Below are 11,767 nucleotides of genomic sequence, written 5' to 3'. Positions count from 1 at the left end.
CGCGGGACGGGCGGCAGGCCGGCGATGTGGTATGGTGACCCCATGACGCAAGCAACTCCCTATCAGCGCTGCATGGTGATGGCCGGCGGCGGTTTCCGCTTCGGTATCTATCTGGGCATGTACGCGGCCGCGCGCCAGGCCGGCCGCCAGCCCGACCTGCTGCTGGCCAGTTGCGGCGGTTCGATCGCCGCCACCATCATCCACCAGTTGCCGGACGACGCGGCGCGCCGTGCCTGGCTCACCTCGCGCGCCATGTACCGTTTCTGGTGCGAGCTCCGCTCGGCGCAGCACGCGGGCATGGTGGGCACGTTGCTGGGCGCGGCCAGGCGCAAGCTGTCGCCGGCCAGGGCGCCCGTGATTCCCGACCTGTTTCGCGACTACCTGTTCGAGATCCCGCCCGCGCTGCCGTTCCCGCCCTTCACCGGCACGCCCGAGGTGGACGTGGCCATTATCGGCGGGCGCCTGCTGTTCGGCCCCGGCGACGTGGGCCAGCCGCGCGGTGCCCGCAAGCTGTTCGCCGAAACCGTGTTCTGCGGCCCGCGCGCGGCCGCCCTGCTGGCCGGCATGGACTCGCCCCTGAGCGATCCGCGCTGGGGCGAGCACGCCGTGGCCGGCACCCTGCAAACGGACGGCACGGTGCCGCTGACGGAGGCGGCCCGCTTGTCGATCGCCGACATGATCTATTTCCGCTGCCAGCACTACGGCGGCCACGACTACATCGGCGGCGTGCTGGACCTGTTCCCGATCGAGATCGCGCGCCGCCTGGCCGGCCAGGTGGCCATCGAATACAAGGAAGCGTTCGACCAGGCATTCGCCATACCTGCCTGGCGCGCCGTGCTGGGGCTGGACGGCAATGAAAGGCTGCGCTATGCCAACAGCCACCCGGCCGACGTGCGCATCGACGCGTCGGATGTGTCGAGCGTGCTGGCGCGCCAGCAGATGCAGAAGAAACTGGACTGGCGCCGCAACCGCATCCGGCTCGTCATGCCGCGCGATTACGCCACCTTCGTGCAGTACATGAACGACCAGTGGCAGTACGGCTACGAGCGGGCCATGGAAGCCTACATGCGCCCGCCCGGCGCGCTGCCCGCCTTCCGCCGCCGCAGCCGCCATACCGAGGCCCGGCGCGGCGCGTGAAGCCCTGTCCTGTCTTGCAACACGCAAGCAATAATATCAAAAAAACATGACAAATATCCCACCCCATGGAATAATGCGCTGTCTTTTTGACATTGTTTTAATTTCAATTTAAGGGATATGCCATGCGCAACATTAAACTCCTGCTGGGCAGCGCCATGCTGGCCGCCGTCGCCGCAGCCCCCAGCCACGCCGCCGATTTCAGCTTCAGCGGCACCATCCACTACCAGAAGGATGTGATCGAGATTCCGTTCACGCTGCTGCAGGACGCCAGCAATGTAAAAGTGTGGACCGATTCGTTCCACAGCGGCGGCAATTTCGACCCAATCACGGCAGTCTGGAAAGACGGTTTGCTGATCGGCCAGAACGACGACGACGCCGGCATCGCGCCCGGCCAGACCTATTACGACTCCGGTCTGCGCTTCAGCAACCTGTCGGCCGGCAACTACCTGTTCACCATCGCGGCCTTCAACAACTTCGCCAACACCACCCATCTGGCCGACGGCTTCCGCTTTGACAGCCAGGCCGCCATCCCCTTGGCCGACTGGAACCAGCCAGCCAGCCACAAGGGCATGGGCCAGAACTGGAGCGTGCACCTGAGCGGAGTTGACGGCGCCACCCCGCCGCCGGTACCGGAACCTGAAAGCTATGCCATGCTGGCCGCCGGCCTGGGCCTGCTGGCATGCGTGGCGCGCCGCAAGAACAAGGCGTAACGGCCACCAGCGTCACGTGGCGCCAGGCCTATTTATCGCGGCTAGCGATAAATCGGGCCTGGCGCCTTTTTATTTTTTTATGAATTGAACCGAAGCAGCATCAACGGCACAACTGCGCCCAGGATGCCTCGAATTCGGCCGGCGCCACGTCCTGGGCCAGCAGGGTCAGGTCGCGCGCGATGGAAATGTAGCGCTGGAAACCGATATAGGCGCCAAACGCATCCTTGGCGTTCACTTCGCCGCACGGCGCGCCCTTCTTGCCGATGAACTGGTTGCGGAACTGGGCCGACGAGGGCTCCAGGACTTTTTCCTTCACGTATTTCTCACCGAGACTGGTCAGCGTCGCCGCCGATTCCTGCTGGCGTTGCGCTTCGGACTTGCCGCAGGCGGCCAGGTTCGCGCACACGAACACGGCCAGCCACAGGGCCGATAGCTTTTTCATGGTCTTCCATCCTGATGTATTTCGCATAGCTGCCGTCATTATCGGTCAAAACCGCGCCTTCTGTGTAAATTCATTATCAAAATGAAATCCCCCCCGTTGCCACCGCCCGCGTCCAATTATTCAGAGGCGAACACGCCACCGCGTCCAAGCGCTTGGACGACAGCGCCGGCGGCGGGCCCCGGCGGCGCGATAAAACCGTTTAATTACATGGAGTTGCCATCGAGCCCATCGCAGGCACACGGTTTGCTAAGTAGACAACCGGTCCGGGGCGCCATGCCACGGGCCGATAGCAAAAGACATGGTGACGGCGGTTTCCCAACCTGACCATAACGCGCCAGCGACGGGTGTTGTTGACACGAATGAAATCGCTTCCCACAATGTGAACTTGTGACCACCTACTACAACGGAGATCGAATGCTGTATCGCAAACCTGTGCCCTTTCTAACTGTCGTATTCGCCTTTCTCGTCCTGCTTACCAGCAACGTGCGGGCCGACACGGCCGCGCCCCACCTGGCCAACGTGACCATCCTCGCCACCGGCGGCACCATCGCCGGCTCGGGCAGCACCAGCACCACCACCATCGGCTACACGGCCGCCACGGTGGGCGTAAACAGCCTGATCCAGGCGGTACCGGAACTGAACAAGGTGGCCCATGTGACGGGCGAACAAGTGTTCCAGATCGCCAGCGAGAACATGAGCAATGAGCACTGGCTCACCCTGGGCAAGCGCGTCAACGAACTGCTGGCGCGCCCGGACGTGGATGGCATCGTCATCACCCACGGCACCGACACGCTGGAGGAGACCGCCTACTTCCTGGATCTGGTGGTCAAGAGCCGCAAGCCGGTGGTGCTGGTGGGCGCCATGCGCCCCAGCACGGCCCTGTCGGCTGACGGCCCCATCAACCTGTACAACGCCGTGCTGCTGGCGGCCAGCCACGAGGCCGTAGGCCAGGGCGTGCTGGTGGCCATGAACGACCAGATCCACGCCGCGCGTGACGTCACCAAGACCAACACCTCCACGCCGGACACCTTCAAGACGACGGAACTGGGCATGCTGGGCTACATCCAGGGCAACCATCCCTACTTCTACCACCGCGCCATGCGCAAGCACACCGTGGACACGGAATTTGACATCAGCAAGCTGCAAAGCCTGCCGCAAGTGGACATCGTGTACGGCTACGCCAACATGGGCCCGGCCGCACTGAACGCCTTCGTGGCCGGCGGCGCCAAGGGCATCATCCATGCCGGCGTGGGCGACGGCAGCCTGGCCAACAAGGTCAAGCCGGCCCTGGTGGCGGCCCGCAAGCAGGGCGTGCTGATCGTGCGCGCCAGCCGCGTGGGCCAGGGCATCGTGGCCCGCAACGGCGAAGCCAACGACGATGAACTGGACTTCGTGGCGGCCGACACGCTGAACCCGCAGAAAGCGCGCATCCTGCTGATGCTGGCCCTGACCCGCACCAGCGACAGCAAGGAAATCCAGCGCATCTTCTACACCTACTGATCGCGCCAGGGGCGCCGCACCATGGCGCCCCTCACGACATCACGGCCACGCCGGACGCGCCATGCGGAACAAGGCATCGGCCCCAACTTCAAAGTAATCGGCGGGGCCACCGCCGCGCAGGATGGGCCGCGCGGCGGCCGTATCGTACACGCCGTCGACCAGCAGGTGGCGTGCGATGTGCACACCCACCACCTCCCCCAGCACCAGCCAGGTCGGCACCGCGCCGCCATCGGCCCCTTGCAGCTGGATGATCTGCGTCTTGCGGCACTCGAACGCCACCGGGCTTTGCGCCACGCGCGGCACTTGCACCAGCCGTGACGGGGCCGGCGTCAGGCCCGCCAGTTCGAATTCATCGACCTCGGCCGGCGCCGGCGCACAGCTGGCGTTCATGGCCTCGGCCAAGGGGCGCGTGGCCAGGTTCCACACGAATTCTCCCGTCTCCTCGATGTTGCGCAGCGTGTCCTTGCGGCCGATGCTGGCGAATCCAATGATGGGCGGCGTGTAGTTGAAGGCGTTGAAAAAGCTGTATGGCGCCAGGTTGGACTGCCCGCCCGCGCTGCGGGTGGCGATCCAGCCGATCGGACGGGGGCCGACAATGGCGTTGAATGGGTCATGTGGCAGGCCGTGGCCGTGCGCGGGCTGATAGAAATGCATGGGGGCTGGATGCGTGATCTGCTGTTGTGAGAAGGGGCCGTGGACCAGAACTGTCGCATTTTCGCATACGCATCGCGCCGGTTTGGCAGCGCGGGCAGGATTTGCCCAATACCAGGCGCCAGAAGAAACAATTTATACAAATATGTGATTGCACATCAACGATTGACGGTTTAGCCTGTGGGCACGCCCATTTTCCCGCGCGCCCAGATTCGACCATGTCTCCTACGCTGACGTTCCGCCCCCTGCCCAAGATGCCTGCCAAGCTGTTGCACGCCATGCGCCGCGATGCCGGCGCCCCCGCCGTCGGTCCGGGTGACGCTGCGCAGGCCCGTGCGCTGGGACGGGTGCAATGGGTGAGCGTGGCAATGGCCGACACGGTGATAGGCATCGCCAGGCTGGAAATGGCCCCACCGGAATTCTGCTACGTGGCCGACCTGATCGTGTCGAGCAAACACCGGGGCCAGGGAGTGGGCCGCTGGTTCATGCAACACATCGAACAGTATTGCGTGGCCATGGGCATCCGGCGCGTGCTGCTCCAGGCGGCCGATGGCGCCGAAGGTTTTTATGCCACCCAGGGATTCGCGCCCGATGCGCGCGCGCCGGGCTTCCTGAAGAAGGAACTCAATCCCTTCCAGCGCAAGCTGTTCATCGCCCCCGGCGCCAGCGCGCGCTCCTGAGCGCCGGCTCGCTCAGTCACCCAGGCAGATGCCCAGGTCGCGCGCGGTGCGCACCGTGTCGCCATCGAGCGGCACGTTCTTCATGCGGCCGGCCACCTGCGCCAACGGCACGTATTGCATGTTCGGATAAGCCAGCGACACCATCACGCCGGACTGCCCCGCGTCCAGCGCCCGCACGGCCGCCGCGCCGAAACGCAAGGCCGCCAGCCGGTCGAAGGCGCTGGGACTGCCGCCGCGCAGCAGATGCCCCAGCACCACGGCCCGCGCATCCTTGCCGGTGCGCGCCTGCAGTTCGCGCGCCACGTGCTCGCCGGCCCCGCCCAGGCGCTCGGCGTGGCCGGCCACGGCCGGCGCCAGCACATCGCGCGCGCCGCCGGCCGCCCGCGCGCCCTCGGCCACCACCACGATCGAGTAACTGTGGCCCGCCCGCTCGCGGGCCGTGATGGCCGCCGCGACCCGCTCCAGGTCATAGGCAATTTCGGGCAGCAGGATGGCGTGCGCACCGCCGGCGATGCCCGTGTGCAGCGCAATCCAGCCCGCGTAGCGGCCCATCACCTCCACCACCATCACGCGCTGGTGGCTTTCGGCCGTGCTGTGCAGCCGATCCACGCATTCCGTGGCGAAGGCGACGGCCGTGTCGAAGCCGAAGGTGGTGGTGGTCTGGTCCAGGTCATTGTCGATGGTCTTGGGTACGCCCACCACGCGCAAGCCCTTGCGCGCCAGCGCATCGGCGATGGTGAGCGAACCGTCGCCGCCCACGGCCACCAGCGCATCGATACCTTCGCGCGCGAACCAGGCCAGCAGCTCGTCGCTGCGGTCCACTTCGCGCACGGAACCATCGGGCTGCGTGGTGGGGAAACTGAGCGGATTGCCGCGGTTGGTGGTGCCCAGCATGGTGCCGCCCAGGTGGGCGATGCCGCGCACGCGCTCGGCCGTCAGCGCCAGCACGCCGCCGTCCGGATAACGCTGCGGGCACAGGATGCCGTTGTAGCCGTCGCGAATGCCCATGCATTCCCAGCCCCGCTCCAGCGCCGCCAGCACGGTGGCGCGGATCACGGCGTTCAGGCCGGGCGCGTCGCCGCCGCCCGTGTTGATGGCGATGCGGCGTATCGGTGATGGCATGGTGTTCTCCTGCTGGCGGTTTGACGGCGCGCCCGGGGGCACGAATGTCACGCAGTATCCGCGCCGGCCGGCGGCGCGTCAACCGGGGCGCCTCAGAACAGGGTCCGCTGGCGGCTGGTCAGGGTACTGAAATCGTCGTCGCGGAAAGGCAGGATGGCATCGGCCACGGGCTGCAGCTGGCGCGCCAGGTAGTGCTCATAATCGATGGCGGCGCGCCGCGCTTCCAGCGGCTCCGGCCCGGCCAGCGTCATCACGTAACGGATCCAGCCGCCGCGCTGGTATTGCAGCGGACGGCCATGCTGGCGGTTGTATTCGTCGGCGCTGCGCGCGGCGCGCACGTGGGGCGGCACGTTGCGCTCGTAGTCCTCCAGCGGGCGGCGCAGGCGCTTGCGGTACACCAGCAGGTGGTCATACTCGCCGCTGACGGTGCGGCGCGCATAGTCGCGCACGTAGTCGCGGTAGGGCTGGCCCTTGAAGATGCGCTCGTACAGCCCTTGCTGGAACTGCTGCGCCAGCGGCGTCCAGTCCGTGCGCACCGTCTCCAGGCCCTTGTAGACCATGCGATCGGCGCCGCCGGCGTCCGTCACCAGGCCGGCATAGCGCTTCTTGCTGCCCAGGTCGGAACCACGGATGGTGGGCATGAGGAAGCGCCGGTAATGGGTTTCGTACTGCAGCTCGAGCGCGCTGGCCAGGCCGAACTGCTCGCGCAGGTGCGTGCTCCACCACTGGTTGACGTGGCCAACGAGGGCGCGCCCGATCTCGCCCGCGTGCGCATCGTCGTGCGCCTTGCCCAGCCAGACGAAGGTGGAATCCGTGTCGCCGTAGATGACCTGGTAACCCTGCGCCTCGATCAGCTGACGGGTGCGGTGCATGATCTCCTGGCCGCGCAAGGTGATCGACGAGGCCAGGCGTGGATCGAAGAAGCGGCAGCCGCTGGAACCGAGCACGCCGTAGAAGGCGTTCATGATGATCTTGAGCGCCTGCGACAAGGGCTTGTTGTGCTCGCGCTTGGCCGCCTCCCTGCCCTGCCAGATCTGGCTGACGATGGCCGGCAGGCAGTGGCGCTGGCGCGAGAACCTGGCGCCGCGGAAACCGGGCACGGTGTGCGCATCGTCCGGTGCGCGCATGCCTTCCACCAGGCCCACCGGATCGATCAGGAAGGTGCGGATGATGGACGGGTACAGGCTCTTGTAGTCGAGCACCAGCACGGAATCGTACAGGCCGGAGCGGGAATCCATGACGTAGCCACCGGGGCTGTTCTCGCCCACCACGTCGCCCAGGTTGGGCGCCACGTAGCCCTGGCGGTGCATCATGGGCAGGTACAGGTGCTCGAAGGCGGCCACGGAACCGCCGCTGCGGTCGGCCGCCAGCCCCGTCACGCTGGCCCGCTCCAGCAGGAAGGTGAGCAGCTCGGTATGGGCGAAGATGCGGGTGACCAGCTCGCAGTCGTGCAGGTTGTAGCGGGCCAGGGCCGGCTTGTCCTCGGCGAAGCGGCGCTCGATCTCGGCCATGCGCTGGTAGGGGTTGTCGATATCCTTGCCTTCGCCCAGCAGGGTTTGCGCCACGTATTCCAGGCTGAAGGACGGGAAACTCCAGGTGGCCGACTTGAGCGCCTCGATGCCGTCGATGATGAGGCGCCCGGCCGCCGCCGCGAAATAGTGTTGCTGGCCGCCGCCGTGCTCGCGCCACTCCATGGCGCTGCCGTCGCGCCCGAACAGCAGCGGCACCTGCAGGCGCTCGGCGTGCTCGCGCAGCACGCGCAGGTCGAACTGCACCAGGTTCCAGCCGATGATGGCGTCCGGGTCATGGGCGGCCAGCCAGCCGTTCAAGCGTTCCAGCAATTGCGCGCGCGTGTCGCAGTATTCGAGCGTGAAGTCGAGCGCCTCGCGCCCGCCATTGGGTGGCCCCAGCATGTAGACCTGGCGCTGGCCGCAGCCTTCGAGGGCGATGGAATACAGGTCGCCGCGCGCGGTCGTTTCGATATCGAGCGACACCATGCGCAGCGCGGGACGGTAGCCGGGCGCCGGCTTCAATACGCAGTCGAGCAAGGGGCCGGCGCCGCCGGGGCCGGGCTGGCCGCTGAACGCCACCGGCGCCGTGATGAAGCGCTCCATCAGGTAACGCTCCGGCGGGCGGATGTCGGCTTCGTACACGTCCACGCCGTGCGCGCGCAGCCGCTTTTCCAGCTTGAGCAAATGACGGTACTGGCGGCAATACAGGCCCAGCACGGGGCGGGCGTGGAAGTCGGTCAGTGACAGCTCGCGCAGTTCACACCCGCGTTCGGCCTGCAGCAGCAGTTCGGCCTGGGCGCGCTGCTCGGCCGGCACGAATGCCACCGCGCGCTGCACGGGCAGGCGCAACTGGCGCGGCCCCTGGTCCGTAGCCAGCCAAAATTCGACCTCGGTACCGGCCGCCGTATCGCGCCAGTGCCTGGTCAACACGAACCCCAACTGCTCTTGCTGCTCTTGCTGCTCTTGCACCACGTGCCTACCCTTATCCGGACTCAGAACACCGCCACGCGGCATCCCACACTGTACCAGTGCGGCGGCGAAAACTCATCCGGCGTAAGCGACACGGGCAATCATCTAGTCCAGCGATTCCTGGTACAGGCCGGCCACAAGGCTTACCCAGGTGACCACGCCAGAGGCCCATCAGCCGCCGTCAATAGGCAGGCCAACTATTGCGACCACGACGTGCCGCCACCAGCGGCTCGATCAACACGAGATACCGCTTTCAGTACCGACCGCCTGTTAGGCAAGTTCCAACTATTCAAAGTTCTGGTGCGATACGTGCTGCGACTGCGGCATGCAGCCACGATGAGGCGTGGACCAGACGAAAAGTATTTTTTATTAATAATGACATCTTTACACAATTAATGATTGCATTTAATGCAATATTTCTCAGCATCATCCTAGAAACAGATTTCCCCATTCATTTTTAGACCGGAGAGTAAACATGAGGGCATTACTTCTTGGCGCATTGGTTGCATTAGTTCTGTCAACAGCTGGAGCGACAAATCGGGATAGCATAGTTGCAACAAAGGCATCTGTTGTCGGACCTGAACTGTCAGATAACAAATACATAACTGTATGCATTAAGGGTGAAAGCGCAGCCAAGTGCACTACCGCAGCCTCACCTCAATCTTTGGGACCTGTCAAGCAGATAATTCGGACAAGTCCAGTCAAGAACTCAACGACATCATGGATTGCTATTACTGACAAAGCCGTGGCAATTTGCGGGATGAACGTAGAGTCTGACAACATCGCCTGCCAGTCGATTAACGGTCTCTACGAAGCACTACAAGCCGCATTCCTGAGCCGGCGCGTCCGTGTCAGCGATATAGTGAACCAATCGACTCACGAGTTACGTTCCGCCGCACAGCAGGTCTCCACTCAACTAGCTGCCAAAGCTGTTGCCGTTCCGGGGGGGCACAAATTTGTCACGTCGGAGTATGATGATTCCGTTGACCCTCGCGGTAACGACGGTAATGGTGGCGCAGACATCCCTGTCATTCCCATTTACGGGGAAGGTGACGGCAGTGGCAACGCAGATGATGGTGGGTACGACACCAATATCAGCATTGGCAGCAACGGAAATGCGAGTGGAAGCGGTCCAAGTGTCGAACCGCCGGGTTCTGCTCCAGGTGAAAGTGCGGCCCGCGCAAGATGTACTTCCAGTGCGTATTTGGCATGGCGACTAGAAGACGCCGTCTGCAGGGCTCAAAAAACGCCTGCCGAACAAAGTGCTTGCAATGAGTATAACTGGAGAGAATATCAATACTCGCTTGAACTTTGCAGACAAATCCCCTGAGCTAGCGGGCAATCTGACTCGGCCGCAGAATCTCGACGAAAGTGCAGGCTTTAAGCGTCAAACGCAAGCTCAACCAGTTGATGCAGCGGGAATGTAGCGGCAGCATGTCGCATGAAGCCACTGCAAATCACATGTGAGGCAAGAATGAACGAATTTGTGCATGCTGTTATCGAAGACGATGTATCTGTCCAGATTGGAGGCATCGCTATCCAGGAACGAAACCAGCTTATCGCTGCTTTTCAGCGCGAGCTTGCCAATAATCCAGATGCAATTTTATCAATTGAGGCCGAAAGGACGAGCTTTTTCAGAGCAATAGGAAAGGCGATTTACGCAGCTCACTTCGCAGGATTTTCGCCGCAAAACATCCGTGTAACTGCGGAAGGACAGCGGATAGAACCTCAACCGTAAGGGCGATGCGGAAGTCTAAAATTCTATGACGAGCTATCGTCGAGTAATGGGAATTGAGACCTTCGGCCTTCCGAAGGTTTCCCACTCCGCTAGCCCACTTACGCGGCGCGGGCGATCATCTGGTCCAGCGATTTCTGGTACAGGCCAGCCACCAGGTTGGCCTGGGTGACCATGCCCCGCAGCCGGTTGGCCGTATCGACCACGGGCAGGTGGTGATGGCCATAGCTGGCGAACATGGGGACGAGTTCGGAAATGGGCTGCAGCAGGTGGGCCGTCTTGACTTCGGCGCTCATGATGTCGCGCACCAGCACGCGCGGGCGCAGCCGCACCGTGCCCGGCAGCTCGGCGCAGGCATGGGCGTGGGCATGCACGACGAAATCCGTCTGCGTGACGATGCCGATGACGCGCTGCTCGTCGTCGATGACGGGCAGCGCCTTGATCTGGTGTTCGCGCAGCAGGTTCCAGGCCGCGTCGGCCGTCGTCTCCGGCCGCACCGTGCGCGCCGCCGTCGTCATCACGTCGGCGCAGAACAGGTTTTCCATGTGGCGGCGGTAGGCGCGGATTTCCACTTCGTTGAACAGCGTCTGCAAGTCCTCGGCTTCCACGTCGAGCATCTCGCCATGCTGGGCCAGCGCTTCCTCCAGGTCAGCCCGCGTGAAGCCGGTGCGGCGCTCCGCCGCCGGCGCCGCGCTGCTGGCGGCGCGGTGCGGATAGCGGTGTCCCGTGAGGCGGTGATACACGAGGGCGCTGGCCAGCAGGGCCACGGAATTGAGGCCGACCGGCGCCAGCACGAAGCCGTACCCCAATCCGTGGACGGTGGCGCCCCCCAGCACGGCCGTGAGCGCGACGGCGCCCGATGGCGGGTGCACGCAGCGCAGGGAGAACATGGCGGCGATCGCCAGCGGCACGGCCATCGTGGCCGCCACCATGGAATCGCCGACCGCGCGCACGCACGCCACGCCCACCAGGGCCGACACGAGATTGCCGCCGATGATGGACCAGGGCTGCGACAGCGGGCTGGCCGGCACGGCGAACAACAGCACGGCCGAGGCGCCCATGGGCGCCAGCAGCAAGGGCAGGCTGCTGTTGGCGCCCACGGCCAGCCGGGTCAGACCGGCCGTCAGGGCGATGCCGAGCAGCGCGCCGAGGCAACTGCGCAGTCGTTCCTTGTTGTTGATATGGATGGCGGCGGGGGCGCATCTGAGCAAGCAATTTCTAATCCAGGACACAGCAAGACCTTTATACGAGCGGACGATCATCGGCGATGGCGGCAACGCGCCATCGCCCGGACAGGAGCGGAAACGGGA

Annotated in this window: 11 protein-coding genes; 6 read left to right on the top strand and 5 right to left on the bottom strand. The window is 64.5% G+C overall.

Features of this window, described 5'->3' with window-relative positions:
- Nucleotides 1-42 precede the first annotated feature (42 nt).
- Complete coding sequence (locus H3H36_RS07120) at nucleotides 43-1,137, top strand: patatin-like phospholipase family protein (protein WP_229219781.1); 1,095 nt, start codon at nucleotides 43-45, stop codon at nucleotides 1,135-1,137.
- 122 nt (nucleotides 1,138-1,259) lie between these two features.
- On the top strand, nucleotides 1,260-1,847 hold the full coding sequence (locus H3H36_RS07115; protein ID WP_182215699.1) for a DVUA0089 family protein: 588 nt from the start codon (nucleotides 1,260-1,262) through the stop codon (nucleotides 1,845-1,847).
- Between the two features lie 100 nt (nucleotides 1,848-1,947).
- Here H3H36_RS07115 and H3H36_RS07110 read toward each other — a convergent pair whose 3' ends face one another.
- Nucleotides 1,948-2,289 (bottom strand): hypothetical protein, encoded by a 342-nt coding sequence (locus tag H3H36_RS07110; RefSeq protein WP_182215697.1) that lies wholly within the window; start codon nucleotides 2,287-2,289, stop codon nucleotides 1,948-1,950.
- 414 nt (nucleotides 2,290-2,703) lie between these two features.
- Between H3H36_RS07110 and H3H36_RS07105 the strand changes: the two genes are divergently transcribed.
- The gene (locus H3H36_RS07105; protein WP_182215695.1) at nucleotides 2,704-3,789 is read left to right on the top strand and encodes a type II asparaginase; all 1,086 of its coding nucleotides are present in this window, start codon (nucleotides 2,704-2,706) and stop codon (nucleotides 3,787-3,789) included.
- A 39-nt stretch (nucleotides 3,790-3,828) separates the two neighbouring features.
- On the opposite strand, the gene H3H36_RS07100 is transcribed toward H3H36_RS07105, so the two are convergent.
- Nucleotides 3,829-4,443: a flavin reductase family protein gene (locus tag H3H36_RS07100; protein ID WP_182215693.1), complete on the bottom strand. Its 615-nt coding sequence runs from the start codon at nucleotides 4,441-4,443 to the stop codon at nucleotides 3,829-3,831.
- A 215-nt stretch (nucleotides 4,444-4,658) separates the two neighbouring features.
- Between H3H36_RS07100 and H3H36_RS07095 the strand changes: the two genes are divergently transcribed.
- A complete protein-coding gene (locus H3H36_RS07095) occupies nucleotides 4,659-5,120 on the top strand; it encodes a GNAT family N-acetyltransferase (RefSeq protein WP_182215691.1) in 462 nt (153 codons plus the stop codon).
- 12 nt (nucleotides 5,121-5,132) lie between these two features.
- Here H3H36_RS07095 and H3H36_RS07090 read toward each other — a convergent pair whose 3' ends face one another.
- Nucleotides 5,133-6,242, bottom strand: coding sequence for a 6-phosphofructokinase (locus H3H36_RS07090; RefSeq protein ID WP_182215689.1), 1,110 nt, complete (start codon nucleotides 6,240-6,242; stop codon nucleotides 5,133-5,135).
- Between the two features lie 92 nt (nucleotides 6,243-6,334).
- Nucleotides 6,335-8,722, bottom strand: coding sequence for a DNA polymerase II (locus tag H3H36_RS07085; protein WP_375539580.1), 2,388 nt, complete (start codon nucleotides 8,720-8,722; stop codon nucleotides 6,335-6,337).
- Between the two features lie 475 nt (nucleotides 8,723-9,197).
- On the opposite strand from H3H36_RS07085, the gene H3H36_RS07080 reads away from it, so the two are divergent.
- A complete protein-coding gene (locus tag H3H36_RS07080; protein WP_182215683.1) occupies nucleotides 9,198-10,052 on the top strand; it encodes a hypothetical protein in 855 nt (284 codons plus the stop codon).
- A gap of 111 nt (nucleotides 10,053-10,163) precedes the next feature.
- Nucleotides 10,164-10,460, top strand: coding sequence for a hypothetical protein (locus tag H3H36_RS07075; RefSeq protein WP_182215681.1), 297 nt, complete (start codon nucleotides 10,164-10,166; stop codon nucleotides 10,458-10,460).
- A 98-nt stretch (nucleotides 10,461-10,558) separates the two neighbouring features.
- Here H3H36_RS07075 and H3H36_RS07070 read toward each other — a convergent pair whose 3' ends face one another.
- A complete protein-coding gene (locus tag H3H36_RS07070) occupies nucleotides 10,559-11,668 on the bottom strand; it encodes an HPP family protein (RefSeq protein WP_182215678.1) in 1,110 nt (369 codons plus the stop codon).
- Nucleotides 11,669-11,767 lie beyond the last annotated feature (99 nt).

The sequence above is a fragment of the Rugamonas fusca genome (genome assembly GCF_014042365.1).
GTDB classification, from domain to species: domain Bacteria; phylum Pseudomonadota; class Gammaproteobacteria; order Burkholderiales; family Burkholderiaceae_D; genus Rugamonas; species Rugamonas fusca.
Note: the sequence above shows the minus strand (reverse complement) of the source record. Positions and strands in the feature narration are given on the sequence as shown.

Excerpts from the sequence above, each read along its gene's own strand:
- H3H36_RS07100 (WP_182215693.1), bottom strand. The coding sequence starts at position 4,443 with ATGCATTTCTATCAGCCCGCGCACGGCCACGGCCTGCCACATGACCCA.
- H3H36_RS07075 (WP_182215681.1), top strand. The coding sequence starts at position 10,164 with ATGAAGCCACTGCAAATCACATGTGAGGCAAGAATGAACGAATTTGTG.
- H3H36_RS07090 (WP_182215689.1), bottom strand. The coding sequence starts at position 6,242 with ATGCCATCACCGATACGCCGCATCGCCATCAACACGGGCGGCGGCGAC.
- H3H36_RS07110 (WP_182215697.1), bottom strand. The coding sequence starts at position 2,289 with ATGAAAAAGCTATCGGCCCTGTGGCTGGCCGTGTTCGTGTGCGCGAAC.
- H3H36_RS07120 (WP_229219781.1), top strand. The coding sequence starts at position 43 with ATGACGCAAGCAACTCCCTATCAGCGCTGCATGGTGATGGCCGGCGGC.
- H3H36_RS07080 (WP_182215683.1), top strand. The coding sequence starts at position 9,198 with ATGAGGGCATTACTTCTTGGCGCATTGGTTGCATTAGTTCTGTCAACA.
- H3H36_RS07095 (WP_182215691.1), top strand. The coding sequence starts at position 4,659 with ATGTCTCCTACGCTGACGTTCCGCCCCCTGCCCAAGATGCCTGCCAAG.
- H3H36_RS07115 (WP_182215699.1), top strand. The coding sequence starts at position 1,260 with ATGCGCAACATTAAACTCCTGCTGGGCAGCGCCATGCTGGCCGCCGTC.
- H3H36_RS07105 (WP_182215695.1), top strand. The coding sequence starts at position 2,704 with ATGCTGTATCGCAAACCTGTGCCCTTTCTAACTGTCGTATTCGCCTTT.